The organism is Parendozoicomonas verongulae (assembly GCF_009711465.1).
GTDB classification, from domain to species: domain Bacteria; phylum Pseudomonadota; class Gammaproteobacteria; order Pseudomonadales; family Endozoicomonadaceae; genus Sansalvadorimonas; species Sansalvadorimonas verongulae.
In genome coordinates this window covers 22,166-37,854 of record NZ_SMME01000839.1, presented here as the reverse complement: position 1 = coordinate 37,854, position 15,689 = coordinate 22,166, and the positions used below count along the sequence as shown (strand labels likewise).

The following is a 15,689-nucleotide window of genomic DNA, read 5'->3' as shown; positions in this document are numbered from 1 at the left end:
TTCACCACTTGCTCAGCAGTACTCGTCATCTATAAAAACAACACCTATTGCAGCCTGGACTTATTCAAAAATCTTATCTGGAGCTTCTACGGTTCCTGCAACGCCCTGGAGAGCTCCCCAGAATGAGCAAAGCTCTAAACAAGGTACCAAAAATCCTCTGCCCAAGAATATATGGAGCTCGCCATCTGCGCGCACCGTATCTTCACCCCTCCGATCCGAGCCTGTACCAGGCCGTCAACCAAAGTAAATACCAGTAGTGTTTTTCCACATGAGAAGAGACTATCCTACCGTTTTTTACTGCAGATATAAGGAGATTACTGTCGTGCATCCCCTCGCTGGCCAAACCGCTCCACCGGACATACTTGTTAACATTCCCAGGCTTGTCAGTGCCTACTATTCTGAACAACCTGCTCCCAATGAGCCCGCCCATCGTGTTACCTTTGGCACCTCCGGCCACCGTGGCAGTGCATTACGCTGCACCTTTAATGAGCCTCATGTGCTGGCTATTACTCAGGCTGTATGCGAATACCGTGTATCGGCAGGTATCACTGGCCCTCTCTATATTGGTATGGATACCCACGCTCTCTCCGAAGCAGCCTTTATCAGTGTACTGCAGGTTGTCGCAGCCAATGGCTGTCAGGTTTACTATCAGATTGGCCGTGGCTATACCCCAACTCCGGTCATTTCCCACGCGATTGTTTCCCATAATCGCAGTTCTGAGGTTCAGGCAGATGGCATTATTATCACGCCTTCGCACAATCCACCGGAAGATGGCGGCATCAAGTACAACCCGCCCCATGGTGGTCCTGCTGAGGGTGCAATTACCACATGGATTGAAAACCGCGCCAACGAACTGATGGCTGCAAAGCTGGCCGGTGTTCACACCCTTTCTGCTGAGCAGGCCTTAGATGCCGAAAACGTGCATGCCCACGACTATATCCTTCCTTATGTGAAGGATCTGGATCAGGTACTGGATATGGAAGCCATTGCCAAAGCCGGGCTGTCTATTGGTGTTGATCCTCTGGGCGGCTCGGGTATGGCTTACTGGGACGTGATTGCCGAACACTACGGTCTGAACATCAAGCTGGTTAACCGTACCCTCGATCCATCGTTCAGTTTTATGCGTTTGGATAAAGACGGCGCTATTCGAATGGACTGCTCCTCCCCTTATGCCATGGCTGGTCTTGTGGAAATGAAAGACAGGTTCGATATCGCCGTGGGTAACGACCCGGATTACGATCGCCACGGTATCGTCACCCGCTCCATGGGGTTGATGAACCCGAACCACTACCTGGCGGTAGCCATCGACTACCTTTACCAGCATCGCAAAGACTGGCCACGAAGTGCCAAAATAGGCAAAACTCTTGTATCCAGCTCCCTGATTGACCGGGTAGCAAACGGTATTGGTCGTGAAACTTACGAAGTGCCCGTAGGCTTTAAATGGTTTGTTGACAGCCTGCGTACCGGCGAGATTGCTTTTGGTGGTGAAGAGAGCGCCGGAGCCAGCTTCCTGCGTAAAGACGGCAGCACCTGGTGCACTGACAAAGACGGCATTATCCTCGCACTGCTGGCTGCTGAAATCACTGCAGTAACCGGCAAAGATCCTGGTGAGTACTATCAGGAACTGGCCTCCAAATATGGCGAACCAGTATATAGCCGCATTCAGGCACCTGCTGATAGGGAGCAACGTAAAATTCTCTCAGGCCTGAACCCGGAGATGGTAAAAGCGGATAGGCTGGCTGGCGATCCTATTATCCAGTGCCTGACCGAAGCGCCCGGTAATAATGCCGCCATTGGTGGTTTGAAGGTTGTGACTGAAAACGGATGGTTTGCTGCTCGCCCTTCAGGTACGGAACCTGCCTATAAAATTTATGCAGAAAGCTTTAAAGGTGATGAGCATTTGAAGCTGCTACAGGATGAAGCTCGGGAATTGGTTTCTGGGGTGTTTGCAGGGTAACTTTTAGCCTCGCCCCTCATTTTTCTATAAGATACTTAACACCTCACTCTTTTGGGCGTGGGGTGTTTTTCAAAGGCAGGACAGGTATTGTTACTCACCTCTATCGACTGATTTACATTGCCTTGATTGTCGGTGACGATTAACGAAACCAAGCGATATTTCCAGAGCCGTACATTTGAATCACATATTTGTGGAAATCAACCATAATAACTAGAAGGACTTAAATCAGCAGGCTAATCACGGCGAGTTAATAAAAGAGTCGTCAGCCTGCTCTGGAAGGAGCCAGAAACATTGAACGCACCTGCTATTAATGAAGAAGCCCTGAAGCCAATCGCCAGACGGCTCAAAAAAGAGTTAAAAACTCTGGAGATGGATAAAACCGGGGTTTCCCGCCACGAATACGGCATAGCCCTGAAAAGTCGCTTTACCACGCTGAATAATCAAAAAGCCACCCTCAGTGCTTTGATTACTCCCGGTATAAATCCCGACAAGAACGTCAATCTGATACTGGATGTCACCCTGCCAGAAGGCCCTAACCTGGAACAGCACTTAAATAGCCTCAGTGCGTTTATGCAGCATTCCACGGCGTTACTCAGCCCCATGGCCATACTGGTTGACATGCGCACTAACCAGATTGTATTGCGTCAAAGCCAGCTGATGACACTGAATTATCCTATCAGCGTTACGCCATTCTTTAATGCTTCGCAGATCCTGATTCCACTGATTCAGCAGACCCTCGAATCCATAGTCAAAATCAATCCAACACCGGAAGACGCTCGCAAAATGGCTGAACTTCTTTCAGAAAGTTTCTACGGAGCACTGACAGAATGAACCCTCAAACCCGCCAGGCTATTGTCAGCCACCTCACAACCCAGCAGCTTTCCCCGAAAGAGCAGCAAGCCGAAGAGCCTGCAGCAAGCTGGATTTTCAATATTGCTGAAGATCTGCAAAGCGAGTTGTTTTGCTACGAGCCGGAAGTAGGAGACCTGACAGCCATTATGCTGACCTCGGTAAAAGTGACATCTAACGATAACGCCACCACTCTTGCTGCCGCTCTGGCTCCGGCGCTGGCTCCGGCGTCCATCATAATGATGAACGATGTACTGACTCTACGCCTTATGCTCCGGGGTGATGCTAACACTATACCCTCACTGCTGGATGAAGGCGTACTGATCTCCCGCCATATTATTGCGTCTGTGTTCACTCGCATTGTGGATCTGGCCGCTGGCAAGATTCCCATGCAGCAAGCCATGGTCACCGCAATGCAGGCTCTGCAAGGGCCTAATGGTGAAGGGCAAGAAAAGCCAGAGCAGCCTGCCCCGGCGCAGTGAGATCGCCAACCCCCTCATCTTCCCAAGCCGTGCAGGCGCCACACCACCCGCCTGCACAGAGCTGACTTTTCTGAGCTGGATTAGGACACCGACTAGCTACAGACGCCCACCAAATGACAGTTGATAACGTCCTTGCCCGTCACGCTTTGCCATTCGACGTAATTGTCGCGCCAAATCAGAAGGGAAGCTGGCCCGGAGTTTCATCAGCAACTGAGTCTGATAGGACTGGTCCGCAGCAAGGTGGAAAGAAAATTCAGATGTCACCTGCCGACCATTCTGCTCTCCTATTACGGCAACCGCTCCGCCTTCACAGGTCAATGTTGCTGTGGTATTTCCCAGGCTTAACGGTCCGTTATCAAAACTGACAGAGCCATCTCGCCAATGTAGCTGCCCCTGCCCTTGTTCACAGCGAGCGTTGCTGTACAGAGCATCATTCATGGCCACCTCAATCTGCCCAAAGGCTGGTACAGGGAGGCTGGCAATATTGCTCACCAGCCCAGCAGGCATAGACACAGAAAGGTCATTGATAGACCAGCCGCCCAGGCCGAAACCCACTTGGCTATGGCCGTGCAAACCCGAAAAGTTATTATCACCAAAAGTCAGCCTGTATTCTGCCCTGCCCCTCAGAGCCTTGCTGTAGAGCAGAGACCATGACACTTTACCCAGATTATGGCCATGCCATGAGGCTGATAGCGCCTGTCCTTCCCATGCTGTACCTGTGACACCCGAAAGCACCATGCCTTTAGGTAGGGGAACCTGTGAAATCACCTGCGAAGCAGGCAGGCGCGCCAGCACAATCACAACCAGAGTGCCGACTGCCAAGATACCAACTAACCAGCCTTTTTTGCCCATCAACTTGCCCCAAAACAGTTATTCATCCTGAAAACATTTAAGTACACGCGTAGCATCGGTGTGCTGCAGGTGCCCCGGGCGGTGGGTTACCACATCAAGTCATCAGGAATCTGGTAATCCGCGTAAGGATCATCCTCATCCACTTCTTCCTGCTTGCCTTTATTGTTCACCAACAGGTACTTGTGGGTTTCATCTGCCAGGCGTTCGGCCAATCGCTCAGCTACTTTGCCGGAGATCAGGGCATACTCCTCATCCTCCAGCTTGGCAAGGGCTAAACGGCCGCTGCTCAGTTCATTGATTTGTTTGTCCGCCAGATACCACTTCTTGATCTTCTTGTTATCAACAAAGCTATAGCTGTTGTCACCATTTTCACGGGGAATGGTGTTGGTTTGAATAATCTGTCGAATCTGAGCCTGCTTTTCTTTCTCAGTACGTTCGGCTTCGCGCTGGCGGTTCAGCTCCTTGTCCCTCTCAATCTGCTGTCTACGCTCTTCCTCCAGACGTTTGCGCTGTTCTGCCTGAACGTCAACACCCTGCTTCTTCTGCTTTTTTTTCTGGGTACGTGCCTGCTGGTGTTGTTTTTTGCTGGCAACACCGGCTTTCAGTAACTGGTCTCGTAAAGAACTCATGGATCACTCATTTATGGATTCTGTCAACAATGGGTGATTATAAGTATCCAGTTCCATGAAAGCACTGTCTGTGGGGCACTAATTGGACATAAGGAGCTGTGACACAGAAAGATGCGGAAAAATATGCCGCCAGACTACGCGAACGGGCTATCAGACGCTTGGACTCGAATAGTTTGATATCCTCCTTGCTGATTGCTATACCCTACCCCTTTTGTCATGGCGGTTTGTGGAGTGAGTAGTGTTAAGAATTTATCAGAGCCAGCGATTCCTCTACGCCAGTTTTTTCCTCCTGACTTTGGGGTTTTGTGCAAACACGCTGGCTGCAGGCGAATGCAAAGCTGACCTGAGCGTACCACTGAAGAATGAATATAATGAGCACGATTTTCTGGCTGCGTGCCGCGAAGGTAATGTGGAAGCCGTGACTTTTTTTGTGAGTCAGGACGGGTTTGATGTCAACGAGCAATTCATTAGTGGAGCATCAGGCTCCCCTATACATAGTCTGTATTTACCAGCTCAAAATGGTTATGCCGAGGTGGTTCAGATTTTGGTGAATGCAGGGGCAGAGGTTGATCAAGCATGGGGGGGAGCCACGCCTTTGTTTATCGCAGCTCAGAATAGCCATGCCAAGGTGGTTCAGATTTTGCTGAATGCCGGTGCCAATCCATTGATTACATGGAGGTGGCTTTTGTGTTTCACCAAAAGCCCATTGAGCGCAGCAGAAGAAAATAGACCTTGGTCCAGAAAAATAAACCCTGCCGAGTACGACAGGTATACAACAATCATTCATGCACTCAAACAGGCAACCCGCAAGTTCAAGGTTTGCAAATCAGTAACAATCCATCACTCCACAGCAGAAACAGAAAGAACCCCTTTATTAAGCGAGCACTCCCGACTCAGATTACAGCCCGTCTCAAAATCATAGGCCAGCGGTCAATGTGCGACTCCTGGACAGGGTGAGTGCCATCTTCTGTCCGGCCTGCTCGCTCGGGGGGCAAACAGGGTATCGCTGTCTTCTTGTTGCTCTCCTCAATCCCGACACCGATGGCTTCAATGCTGGTCTTGGCGCTTTCGACATTTAGACCAGTGGCGGACAACCGGTCAATATGACTCAAATAGAAGACACCGCCCTGATGCGAGCACTGGCACTGGCTGCTCATTACAAGCAGAACGAAAGTTATGTCTCCCGTATCCTCCGCCTGATGATGCTCTCTCCGGTGCTACAGGAAAAAGTCCTGAACGGTGAGAGCATTGGCAGATTTTATGGATGGCGTATCGGCGTTATGGAAGGATCAATTGGCGTTACTGGAGTGGAAACAGGCATGACGAGACCGAGTCAATCTACCCGGAAAGCCCCATTGTTTCCTCGCCCTTCATAGGCTAGCCGTGCCTTACGATCCAGCTGGTAGTCTTTCAACTCTTTATAGAGCGGATGTTTTGGGTCAAGCTTCAGGTGTGTGATAGAAGACACGATAACTTCACCCGCAACTTGATAACCACAAGCGATTCCACCCTCATCCCCCAGATACAGACACGTATCAATATGCAGCCTTTGACGAGGCTTCAATTTCACAGATTGCTTTTCACTATTACGCATACTGTGAATCAAGGCCTTTGTCGGGGTCACCACCATCGGCAGAGCTGATTGCAGCCGTTGTGCAAGATCAATCGCATACTCCTCTGCAGTCAACGGTTTGTTAACCGGAGCAGGCTCGCCCACAAAAGATTCAATACCTTCATCGTCAATAGCGTCCAGCGCAGCATTCAACGCGTCTTCATCAGTGGCAAAAAGATCATTCCAGACAAACGAATTACCATATTCATCTTCCAGCTCAAGTACCCACCGGGCATCATCAGCGCCTTTGTATACGAGAATTTCAACCGTACGATGATCCCTCTCCAAGGTCTGGCACAATGGAGACATAACCAGCTCATTATCCTCAAACATTTTCTATGTTCACATCTATTAAAAAATTGATGCATAACATAGCATTTTCCCACCTCTAGGCGACACTGTGGTTGTGCCACAAAAATTTCCGAGAGTGAAAAATCGCAATACCTGCCAGTGTCGCTTGTGCGGAAAACAACAGCTGTTGCTTACCTGTACCAGATCCGATATATCATCGGCACAATTTCGTGTGCATACAGTCTGAACAGAGATCAGGTTATCACCGGCTGTATTGTGAATTAAGCTGAGGTTTCCACCTCATCCTTTTGCCTGGCCACTTTGTGCTGATCTTCTGCATTGGGTTCTCACGCTGACAAGACATCCACTGGCACTACGATGGCGGTTAAATTATCACCCGACTGTGCATCATAACTGGCACCCACCAGCCTTTCAGCCATGCTTTGCGTATTCAGCGGGGCTTGCCGGTTCGCCTCATCCCTTATAAAGGCGGACACCTGCCCACAATTGGCAATATCAAATACGCCGTCACAACACTGTATCAATATGGCACCCTTAATGTCTGAAAGAGGGTAGGACGTCACCCCCGGCCGGGGAGAGATAGCCCCCCCCATATTGTGGTCTCCAATGGCACGGGTTGTTCTCAGGCCTCCTTTTACCGGACCATTGGCATAGACACCCTGCACTTTACCGCCACGTTTAATGACATGCTGAGAATGTTCATTGAGAACATCCCCTTTCGCCGCGGGGTCGGCTCCCGGTTTTGCATCTTCCGATAATTGCAGATAAGAGCCATCTTTATAGGCCAGCATTGCCCGGCTGTCTCCCACATTGGCCACCCAGAGCCGGTCGCCAATCACCAGGGCGACATTGGCGGTTGTTCCAGTATGGTCAATCCCGCCTTCATACAAATAATCTCCTCGGTCTACATCAGCCATAGCCAGTTTAATCCCGTTCCAGATTCCCGCTTCAGTCAGCTCATTCTGGTTGTACTGCTCCAGCCGGCGCTGTAAACAATCTTCAAGATGATTCGCCACATAACGTGAAGCCAGGTGTCCGGCATAATTCACACTGTGCCCATCAAACACCCCAATCATGGAAACCGTCACCAGCTTGCCACCGGCCTGAATAGGAAAACGTTTGGCAATATGTGCGTCTTCATTATTGGAGCGTCGCCCCTGAGCACAGGCAATACCGACACCGGGAATATGCTGGCTGGCTTCCGATTTAAATCCGGGAATATTCTGGTAGGGCGTTAGCCGGGAATGGGAAGGAGGGAAGTTTTTACCAACAGGCATGCGCTTCCCTTCTGCTTCGGCCTTGGCATTGGCCTGTTCAATTTTACGCCGAACGTCATGGAAATCCGGTACCACCCGAAATTCCAGCTCTTCCAACATGTCGATGGGCACTCTTATATTCCAGCGCCGAATGGCCTCTCGGCCTTGAGTGGGCAATTTTGCGGGGTGCGCATCAACAAACCGCCCACCGGTCATCCGCGCCGGCCTATACGTCCCACGGGGTAAGCGCAGAGCCTTGACGGCAACCGGACTCCCCTGAAATAAGCGACTTTGTGTGCGTGGGGCATGGCCAGGAGAGCGTTCTCTTGCCGCCGGGGCAGCCATGGTATTGAGCTGTCCTTCCATATGCTCCAGGAAACCGACGGTTGCAATATCGTTAGCACCGCCGTCGATCAGGTTCTGCAGGTAGGGAATCATGCGGTACAGCGGGTATTCCCTGAAACCAGACAGTTCACCATTTCGGGCTAACATGCCGGCCATAGCCATAACGCACTTTGTGTAACACTCCGGGTTGTGCTGAAAGCGTGTGCTCTCAACAATGTCCTGATACAGCTGGAATGAATCCTGAAAACGGCTCGCAGTAAACAACTTTTTTGCCTCTGCACGCCTCTCTTCCATCGCCTGGCTAACCTGGCGCTGAAAGCCCTGTAAGCCGTCAGGGTTTGCCATAGCCGGAGGAATATCCTGCTCGGCTATGGGGAAAAGATCTTTACCGGACAGGAACTTCAACACGCCGTTGATAGCGGAATCACTACCGCCCTGGTACCGCCAGGTGTCCAGCAGATGCAGAACGTCCTCCGCTTCCCCCGGCTTCCCTCTGTAATCTCTTACGGCCAACTCAACCCGGCTGGAAAGGCTGATCTGCCGTTGTAGCCTGGGCGCAGGTTCCTTTGCACGACGGAGCTGCGTTATTACCGTAGAGGAAGCAACATCCTGTTGTTGCCTGCCCTCATACGCTGAAACGGGCTTTGATGTGTGTTCAGGCGGTGCTTCAGGGGCCTGCGAGATCGGCGCTTCCATTGTTGCAAGGGCGGCTTTTACATCACCCAGGTTTATACGGTACTCCTTCTTGCCAATGTCCTGCGAGACTTTTTCTACTTTGCGATCTGGCAGTGCTTTACCATTAAGATGGCTGCCAACATAACGTTTTAAATTGGCGTTACAGCTCATAAAACCAAGAGCTTCTGGTTTAGAATCATACCGTCTCGAATACTCAGTCGCCGTGACCAAATGGCCATCTTCCGTCAAAGCCATCCAGTCCGAGTCTTTCGTGCTCCGTGGCAACCTTGCGATATCACTCCGTAGTCTGTTTACCTCCGGCCAGCTTGCCTGAGGCCCCATTCCGTAGGCCATATTGATACTCCCTTTCTGTACTGTATTAATGACATATCGGGCCTGTCAGCGACATTCCCGATGTCCCCTATGATGGCGTCATCGCGCTTCATGACGACAAGACAGATTCTACTTTCCTCGCCTGTCGCGTTTATCCCCGTAGCCGGAGGAAGCAGACTGTGGTTTGCTCAACTTACTCAAATAGTGTGGTGGACCTTGCAGAAAACCTGCGTCTTCCACTTTCCTGAGAAAGTTCTTTTGTATGTCCAACCACTGGCCGGCGTTATAGCCCACCAGCTCTTTTAACCTGGCTTTGCCCTGTTTCACCAGCTCACACGCATGGTGAGCTGCCTTCTCTGTCTCATGCCAGGAATAGAAATGTTTGCGATCCAGAATCCGAGCCTCAATAGTCGCCAGCCCCCGTTGAATCTCTGCCGGGTTCCTGGATGACAACTGCCTTTGAACCTCTGTCAGATCACAGGAAAAATATCGGGTATAAATTTCCCGCAAACACTTTCTGGTCGCGGTCTCGTAGTGCGCTCCCACTTGATAGGCATCCGAAAACCGTTGCCACAACAAATCAAAATCTATCTTATCTCGTGGCTTTTCAACCTCGTCTACAATCCTGTTTTTGAGGGGCATCAAATAATAGAAATGCACGACACCAGTTAAGCTTTGGTAGTCGTGTTTGAAGTAGTCATACGCGACGTTCTGCAGCGGATGTATGTACTTGATCATATCCACAGCCACGCGACCACATGCCACATACTTTTCATCCTTATTTTTTAACGCTTTGATTGACTGGAACAGGTCATGAAGCACAACAAAAGCGGCCCCCGTAACCAGTCGAGACAACGCTAAATTGGCTTTTGATTTCGAGGCGGGTAATCGGTTGTGTGTGTAATATTCCCGAAGGAACAACATCCAGCGTTTACCTTCCTCCAGATTGCCTTCCCTGTCCTCGTTCATACGCCGGCGGAAATCATCAGCCTTATCGGGGGACTCAAGGAAGGCCCGTAAATCATCCTCAGTTATCTCAGCGTGATGACTGGCCTCTGTAGACTCAGGCCGTTTCATAATCACTTTTCGCTGGCCCCGCTCCCTGACAGGAGAGGAATGAGTGGAGCTATCCGATGCCTGCGACCGAGGTACAGTTTTGGAGGCCTGAGAGGCTGGGGGAACAGGGGGCAGGCTGTTCTTTTGTTCCTCTTCCAATGCCTGTACAAACTGTTGGTACTCAGTCGCGTGGGAGGGTAACAACAGTCGCTCTTTGTCTTTGAGCATCCCCCTCAACCTTGCCACTGTTTCAGCCGTATATCCCTGACTTTTCACGCGGTCCCACTGAGGCTGAAGCACTTTGCCAACAACCAGAACACGGAGATAGTTCAAAGTGCAAAAACTATCTCTACCAATCAGCCAGGGTGAGTTTCTGAACTCGCCCATCAGATTAAATAAAGTATTGATCCGGTCAACCATATCGGGGTTTAAACCTTGAGGCCCAAGCTGAAGACACAGACAAGCCAGCTCCCCTTTCAGTGCACGCTTCATGCAGCCGAAAAGTTCGGAAGACCGTTTTCCATTCCATACAACCGGATCTTTATTGGCGTACTCCATGCACACGCGCAGCGCTTCATAGCATTGCCCGGCCTGCAGCAGCGCCTCAAGATCAGCTTTTACCTGGGCAGCCTTTCCTGGTATTTCCTGTGTGGGCGTTTTCTTTTGTTCCACCAGTTTTTGCAAAACACTCGCATGCCGTTTACTGAGGACTCCCAACCCGTGGCTGTAATGAATAAGCTGCATGTGAGCACCCGCCGTCTTGATCTCCAGACGGCCATCACTGATCATCATCAGGTTTTCGGTAAAAATGTGACAAATGCTATGACTGACCTGTTTCTGCAGGGCACGTAACTGCTCTCGGTCTCCAGAAGGAGCATGGGGAAGCAACTCAAGACAGTGAAACAGATTTCGCTCAAGCAGCCCCCCAGCGTCCCTGGGTTTCTCTACCGCCAAGGCCTGGCAGTGTTCCAATACACCGGGGACAACCGCTCGAAAACAATCGGCAAGCTTTTCTAACTGTTGACAGTTAAACAATGAACGGTATTGCAAATACAACGCGTTGACGAAGGCCATGGCATCCAGAGGACGCGCCTGTGCCTGTTCAGTGATTGTTTTTATGTCCTTATCAAACTGCAGGTGCAACCCTTCGCTCTCAAAAGCCTGCTGTCTCATGTCCTGAATGCTTTGAAGATCCTTAGGGCTCAGCAAATTGTTATTAAGTAATGCTAAAGCCAGGGGAAGTCCAACCGCACCGTCATTGCCCGAAAGTGGCAACATCTTACACTCAGCGACCAGGCGGCTATGGCATTCCTGCAGCGCCTTTCGCTCCCGTTCAGGCATCTGGTCAGGCCCTGCGGGGACATAACTCAGATACACCGCCAACGACAAAGCCCGTTCCACTTCCCGGGCATCAAGAGCGGCCGTTATTGGCCCACAATAACCAGCCTTAAACAGCTGTTTCTCCAGAGCGGGTTCTTGGGACGGCTCTTTAGGTTGCGCTTTGTTAACGGCCACAGAAGCCGGATCCCGTGGGACAGGTGTTACCTGAGGCTCTGTGCCAGGTCTTTGTCGGCCATCCTGCTGACGCTCCTGTTCACGATTTTGTTCTGTCTGATGGTAAGCCTGACCGACATGTTTTTCTTTTGCCTGGCGACCATTCCATGGGCTTCCCCGCCCACGGCCTCTTCCCCGCCCTCTGTTTTGGTAAGCCTCATGTTCAAGAGTCTGAAATCGAACTGTTCTCTGGGTATCTCCAGGTAATTGACTGGCCATCAACGTATCCTGCGCAATTTACGGAACTGCCTTTTCTACCGTCTCAGCAGGTACAGATCACTGACCAGCCAGTTAGTTACTCATCCTGAAACACCATCGGCTCCCCTCACTTCGCCATAAAGTATTCTGATCGACCAGAGTCTGCGGGTTGTGTCGCAAAAATCTCCGAGAATGAAAAATCGCAATTCTCCAGTCGCAACTATGCCGTCAGGGAGTAGAAATACTCCCACGGTGTTGTTGCCCCGGAGAGGGCACTTGTGTTGCTGCCGCTTTTATCAATCGCTACCTTTACTGGCTGGCCGTATTGGCGGATGGCCTTACGGAAAAAGGCTTTGGCCGCTTTTGTGTCGCGCTTTTGGGTGAGAAAAAAATCGACCTTTTTGCCTTCTTTATCGACAGCGCGGTACAGATAGTGGTCACAGCCTTTGACCTTTATATAGGTCTCATCCATTCTCCAGGACGTTCCCACAGCCAGTTTACTTTTACGGTGACGACATTCCAGCTTTGGTGCCTATTCTACAGTCCAACGGATGATGGTTGAATGATCCACTGGAACACCTCACTCCGTCATCAGTTCCTCGATCATGCGATAGCTGAGCGGGTAACTGACGTACCAGCGAACAGTCTGGAGGATGATATCTTTAGGGAAATGACGACCGGAAAACTTCAGACCTGGCCGACCGGCTCCCATGGCTAATGACAGATGAGCGTCTTGAATCATTGAGGAATCACAGTCCTCCAAATGGTGCACAGCAACCTCCTCCAGATGTAAGCGCTCGGGGAAACACACTCTTCCCCCAAGCACTTTTTTAGCGTAAGGAGAGCGCTTACGTGTTACTCACAAAATCTGTGGATAACGTTGTGAATAGTCAGAGCCTGCCTGATCTGAAGGGAAGTCAATAGTCAGATCACTCTCACCACAAAACTTAGTAACAATATCGATATTGCCCGGTGTTGCGCATCACGCTACACTCTATTCCATGATCAAGTCATTCAAACATAAAGGGCTAAAACAGTTCTTTGAAACGGGCAAGAAGGCTGACATTCAGTCCAGGCACGCAAAGAAGCTGAGACTGCAGTTAGCTGCTTTAGATACCGCCCAAGTGCTTGATGATATTGACCTGCCTGGCTTCTCTCTTCATCCACTGAAGGGAAGCCGCTCTGGAATATGGTCAATCTCAGTCAGTGGTAACTGGCGCGTGACTTTTGAATTTCGGGATGGCAATGCGTACATCCTTAACTATGAGGATTATCACTGATGTCTATGCACAACCCACCACACCCTGGAGAGTTCATCGAGTCCATATATATGGAGCCCTATGATATCAGCTGCCGGTATCTTGCAGAGCAGCTTGGGGTTGCAGCCTCGACACTCAACAGGGTCATCAAAGGTAAAAGTGCAGTGTCCCCTGAAATGGCACTTCGACTTTCCAGGGTTTTAGGGCGTACCCCTCATAGCTGGCTTGCGATGCAAGATAACTATGAAATCTGGCAGGCAGAGAAAAGAATCAATCTTTCCAAGCTCCAGCCGCTCAAGTTCCTTAGTGCGTAGGGTTTTGACTTTTAACGACGGAGGTTAGATACCACCTTCTCCACACCACGGCTGGCAATATAGCCACCGATACCCAGCTGCACGATGCCAAGCAGCTTCAGCTCAAGCGCTTCACTGATATCCGGTGACGCCCAGCCCATCCACCGGCACACGACCAGTGCCGTAAACACCAACATCACAAGGGGTCGCCAGTTTCGTTGTAGCCAACCCTCCCCCTGAGCTTCGGCTTTGATCACACCAGCCTGTTGAGCCAGTTCATCCAGCTCGCCATTGATCGCCATCTCGGTCAGATCGGTCCTGGCTTTGAGAGGCAAAATAAGGGGTGTTATACAGTCGAAGAACTACGCTGCCGCAAGTGAAAAAACTGCGCAGGAACGGGGCTTTTCAGTGGGTACAAATGCGAAAAATCCCGCTACAGAGGTCTGTAGCGGGATTCTCGAATGTGGCGGTGAGGGAGGGATTCGAACCCTCGATACGTTTCCGTATACACACTTTCCAGGCGTGCTCCTTCGGCCACTCGGACACCTCACCGTATTTCTGGCTTCGTTGTTGGGCTTGCCCGTCGAAGCGGGGCGTAATGTATACCAGCTCTTTAGGCATGGCAACTACAAATACGCCACATCTCGGCATTTACCATAGTTGCCAGTATTCCCTCTAACTGTTTAAATGGAACCCACTATCCAGTCGTTCAGATTACCCCAGCACCATGCAGACTCACCCCGGAGTTTTTGTCTTCCAAAACAAGCCTCAACAGTATCGGCCCGAAGCGCTGCCAAACCTGAACAGATTGGATCATTTTAGCCGCCAAATCACCCATAAAATCTATAACTGCCCATTATACTGCTGGCTTTCTGAGGGACGTGTACGGGTTAACAGCCATCGCAGCCACTATAAAATCCAGATCCAGCCACAGCGTAACAATGCTCTTGGGATGAAGTGCCAGGAGTCCCTGCCAATAATTTTTTGTATAGCCCAAGCAGGGAGTCTGGATTATAAGATAAACCAGATACAATAATTTCAACGAGATGATATTCAAGTTGTCTTCTTCACCTTCTGCAGATATAAGCAACCAAACCACACGCGCTCTGCTCTCAGGGCTTGTTGCCTTTACGTTATGGGGTATCAGCCCTGTATATTTCAAACAAGTCGCCTATCTCGACCCGATAGAAGTGCTGGCTCACCGGGTGATATGGTCGTTTATTATGCTCACAGTTATCGTCCTCCTTATGGGGCAGCTAGACATAACCCAACGCATATTTAAAAACCCTAAACTACTTCTGAAACTCATAGTCTCTTCGCTGCTGATAGGGGTGAACTGGCTGACGTTTATCTGGGCCATCACCAATAATCAGATTGTTGAAATCAGTCTGGGGTATTACCTCAATCCCATTGTCAGTGTGATACTTGCCATGATATTTCTGAAAGAAAACTTATCTCGCTTGCAGTGGCTGGCAGTAGGGCTGGCATCCCTTGGAGTGCTTTGGCAAATTGTTACACTGGGAAGGTTGCCTATGGTGTCCATCACTCTGGCTTTAAGCTTTGGGCTCTACGGGCTGATACGTAAGACTATCGCCCCGCCCGTAGTTCCCGGGCTGCTGGTGGAAAAACTGGTGATGCTGCCTTTGGCTCTTGGTTGGGTTTTCTGGCTTTATTCACAGGGAGAGTCATCGTTTTCACTCAATGCTCCCAGCACTATGGGGTGGTTAATACTGGCTGGAGTGATTACATTGGCACCACTGCTTCTATTTACGTCTGCGGCACCGCATTTACGTTTAACGACACTGGGATTCCTTCAATATATTGGCCCCTCCATCTCCCTGTGTTTAGGGGTGATGCTTTACAAGGAGCCTTTCGGGCAGAGTATTCAAATCAGCTTTGCCTTTATCTGGCTGGCATTGGTGTTTTTTTCGGCCGATGCCTCTTTGCAAAAACGCAAGGCTTAGCTGCACTCAGAAGTATCCCAAGGCCAAAGATAACAGCGCCAAAAAACACAGCAGTGACATGGC

The 15,689-nt window shown here is 50.4% G+C and carries 16 protein-coding genes and 1 tRNA gene; 8 read left to right on the top strand and 9 right to left on the bottom strand.

Annotated elements, in window-relative coordinates:
- Window positions 1-268: 268 nt before the first annotated feature.
- The 3 genes from pgm (at window position 269) to E1189_RS13050 (ending at window position 3,288) form a co-directional block, all read left to right on the top strand.
- The gene (gene pgm, locus E1189_RS13060) at window positions 269-1,957 is read left to right on the top strand and encodes a phosphoglucomutase (alpha-D-glucose-1,6-bisphosphate-dependent) (RefSeq protein WP_155160769.1); all 1,689 of its coding nucleotides are present in this window, start codon (window positions 269-271) and stop codon (window positions 1,955-1,957) included.
- A gap of 291 nt (window positions 1,958-2,248) precedes the next feature.
- Complete coding sequence (locus E1189_RS13055; protein WP_155160768.1) at window positions 2,249-2,788, top strand: hypothetical protein; 540 nt, start codon at window positions 2,249-2,251, stop codon at window positions 2,786-2,788.
- Window positions 2,785-3,288, top strand: coding sequence for a hypothetical protein (locus E1189_RS13050; RefSeq protein WP_155160767.1), 504 nt, complete (start codon window positions 2,785-2,787; stop codon window positions 3,286-3,288). The genes E1189_RS13055 and E1189_RS13050 overlap by 4 nt, the downstream gene beginning before the upstream one ends.
- A 96-nt stretch (window positions 3,289-3,384) precedes the next feature.
- Here E1189_RS13050 and E1189_RS13045 read toward each other — a convergent pair whose 3' ends face one another.
- Together E1189_RS13045 and E1189_RS13040 are read right to left on the bottom strand one after the other, a co-directional pair.
- Entirely contained in the window at window positions 3,385-4,110 is a 726-nt protein-coding gene (locus E1189_RS13045; RefSeq protein ID WP_196221412.1) for a type II secretion system protein N, read from the bottom strand.
- Between the two features lie 116 nt (window positions 4,111-4,226).
- A complete protein-coding gene (locus E1189_RS13040) occupies window positions 4,227-4,769 on the bottom strand; it encodes a DUF2058 domain-containing protein (RefSeq protein WP_155160765.1) in 543 nt (180 codons plus the stop codon).
- A gap of 238 nt (window positions 4,770-5,007) precedes the next feature.
- Between E1189_RS13040 and E1189_RS13035 the strand changes: the two genes are divergently transcribed.
- Window positions 5,008-5,691: an ankyrin repeat domain-containing protein gene (locus E1189_RS13035; RefSeq protein WP_155160764.1), complete on the top strand. Its 684-nt coding sequence runs from the start codon at window positions 5,008-5,010 to the stop codon at window positions 5,689-5,691.
- Between the two features lie 181 nt (window positions 5,692-5,872).
- Window positions 5,873-6,145 carry a hypothetical protein gene (locus E1189_RS13030; protein WP_155160763.1) on the top strand — a complete coding sequence of 91 codons (273 nt, stop codon included), beginning with the start codon at window positions 5,873-5,875 and terminating at the stop codon, window positions 6,143-6,145.
- Here E1189_RS13030 and E1189_RS23925 read toward each other — a convergent pair.
- From E1189_RS23925 to E1189_RS13005, 5 genes are all read right to left on the bottom strand, one after another.
- Window positions 6,103-6,714, bottom strand: coding sequence for a hypothetical protein (locus tag E1189_RS23925; RefSeq protein WP_196221411.1), 612 nt, complete (start codon window positions 6,712-6,714; stop codon window positions 6,103-6,105). The two genes, E1189_RS13030 and E1189_RS23925, sit on opposite strands and share 43 nt — an antisense overlap.
- Window positions 6,715-7,019: 305 nt before the next feature.
- Window positions 7,020-9,323, bottom strand: a complete 2,304-nt coding sequence (locus tag E1189_RS13020; protein ID WP_155160762.1) for a PP2C family serine/threonine-protein phosphatase — start codon at window positions 9,321-9,323, stop codon at window positions 7,020-7,022.
- Window positions 9,324-9,431: 108 nt separating this feature from the next.
- On the bottom strand, window positions 9,432-12,131 hold the full coding sequence (locus E1189_RS13015) for a hypothetical protein (RefSeq protein WP_155160761.1): 2,700 nt from the start codon (window positions 12,129-12,131) through the stop codon (window positions 9,432-9,434).
- 199 nt (window positions 12,132-12,330) lie between these two features.
- Window positions 12,331-12,600 (bottom strand): DDE-type integrase/transposase/recombinase, encoded by a 270-nt coding sequence (locus E1189_RS13010; RefSeq protein WP_329602024.1) that lies wholly within the window; start codon window positions 12,598-12,600, stop codon window positions 12,331-12,333.
- 90 nt (window positions 12,601-12,690) lie between these two features.
- Entirely contained in the window at window positions 12,691-12,852 is a 162-nt protein-coding gene (locus tag E1189_RS13005) for a hypothetical protein (protein WP_155160759.1), read from the bottom strand.
- A gap of 259 nt (window positions 12,853-13,111) precedes the next feature.
- On the opposite strand from E1189_RS13005, the gene E1189_RS13000 reads away from it, so the two are divergent.
- Complete coding sequence (locus tag E1189_RS13000) at window positions 13,112-13,390, top strand: type II toxin-antitoxin system RelE/ParE family toxin (protein ID WP_155160758.1); 279 nt, start codon at window positions 13,112-13,114, stop codon at window positions 13,388-13,390.
- On the top strand, window positions 13,390-13,683 hold the full coding sequence (locus E1189_RS12995) for a HigA family addiction module antitoxin (RefSeq protein WP_155160757.1): 294 nt from the start codon (window positions 13,390-13,392) through the stop codon (window positions 13,681-13,683). Before E1189_RS13000 ends, E1189_RS12995 begins: the two co-directional genes overlap by 1 nt.
- A gap of 11 nt (window positions 13,684-13,694) precedes the next feature.
- On the opposite strand, the gene E1189_RS12990 is transcribed toward E1189_RS12995, so the two are convergent.
- Entirely contained in the window at window positions 13,695-13,964 is a 270-nt protein-coding gene (locus tag E1189_RS12990) for a 3TM-type holin (protein WP_155160756.1), read from the bottom strand.
- A 162-nt stretch (window positions 13,965-14,126) separates the two neighbouring features.
- Window positions 14,127-14,214, bottom strand: a tRNA-Ser gene (locus E1189_RS12985).
- A 506-nt stretch (window positions 14,215-14,720) separates the two neighbouring features.
- Here E1189_RS12985 and rarD point away from each other — a divergent pair.
- Window positions 14,721-15,626, top strand: a complete 906-nt coding sequence (rarD, locus tag E1189_RS12980; protein WP_196221410.1) for an EamA family transporter RarD — start codon at window positions 14,721-14,723, stop codon at window positions 15,624-15,626.
- The last annotated feature ends 63 nt before the right edge of the window (window positions 15,627-15,689 follow it).

Excerpts from the sequence above, each read along its gene's own strand:
- pgm (WP_155160769.1), top strand. The coding sequence starts at position 269 with ATGAGAAGAGACTATCCTACCGTTTTTTACTGCAGATATAAGGAGATT.
- E1189_RS13050 (WP_155160767.1), top strand. The coding sequence starts at position 2,785 with ATGAACCCTCAAACCCGCCAGGCTATTGTCAGCCACCTCACAACCCAG.
- E1189_RS13040 (WP_155160765.1), bottom strand. The coding sequence starts at position 4,769 with ATGAGTTCTTTACGAGACCAGTTACTGAAAGCCGGTGTTGCCAGCAAA.
- E1189_RS13030 (WP_155160763.1), top strand. The coding sequence starts at position 5,873 with ATGACTCAAATAGAAGACACCGCCCTGATGCGAGCACTGGCACTGGCT.
- E1189_RS23925 (WP_196221411.1), bottom strand. The coding sequence starts at position 6,714 with ATGTTTGAGGATAATGAGCTGGTTATGTCTCCATTGTGCCAGACCTTG.
- E1189_RS13020 (WP_155160762.1), bottom strand. The coding sequence starts at position 9,323 with ATGGCCTACGGAATGGGGCCTCAGGCAAGCTGGCCGGAGGTAAACAGA.
- E1189_RS13015 (WP_155160761.1), bottom strand. The coding sequence starts at position 12,131 with ATGGCCAGTCAATTACCTGGAGATACCCAGAGAACAGTTCGATTTCAG.
- E1189_RS13005 (WP_155160759.1), bottom strand. The coding sequence starts at position 12,852 with ATGATTCAAGACGCTCATCTGTCATTAGCCATGGGAGCCGGTCGGCCA.
- E1189_RS13000 (WP_155160758.1), top strand. The coding sequence starts at position 13,112 with ATGATCAAGTCATTCAAACATAAAGGGCTAAAACAGTTCTTTGAAACG.
- E1189_RS12995 (WP_155160757.1), top strand. The coding sequence starts at position 13,390 with ATGTCTATGCACAACCCACCACACCCTGGAGAGTTCATCGAGTCCATA.
- E1189_RS12990 (WP_155160756.1), bottom strand. The coding sequence starts at position 13,964 with ATGGCGATCAATGGCGAGCTGGATGAACTGGCTCAACAGGCTGGTGTG.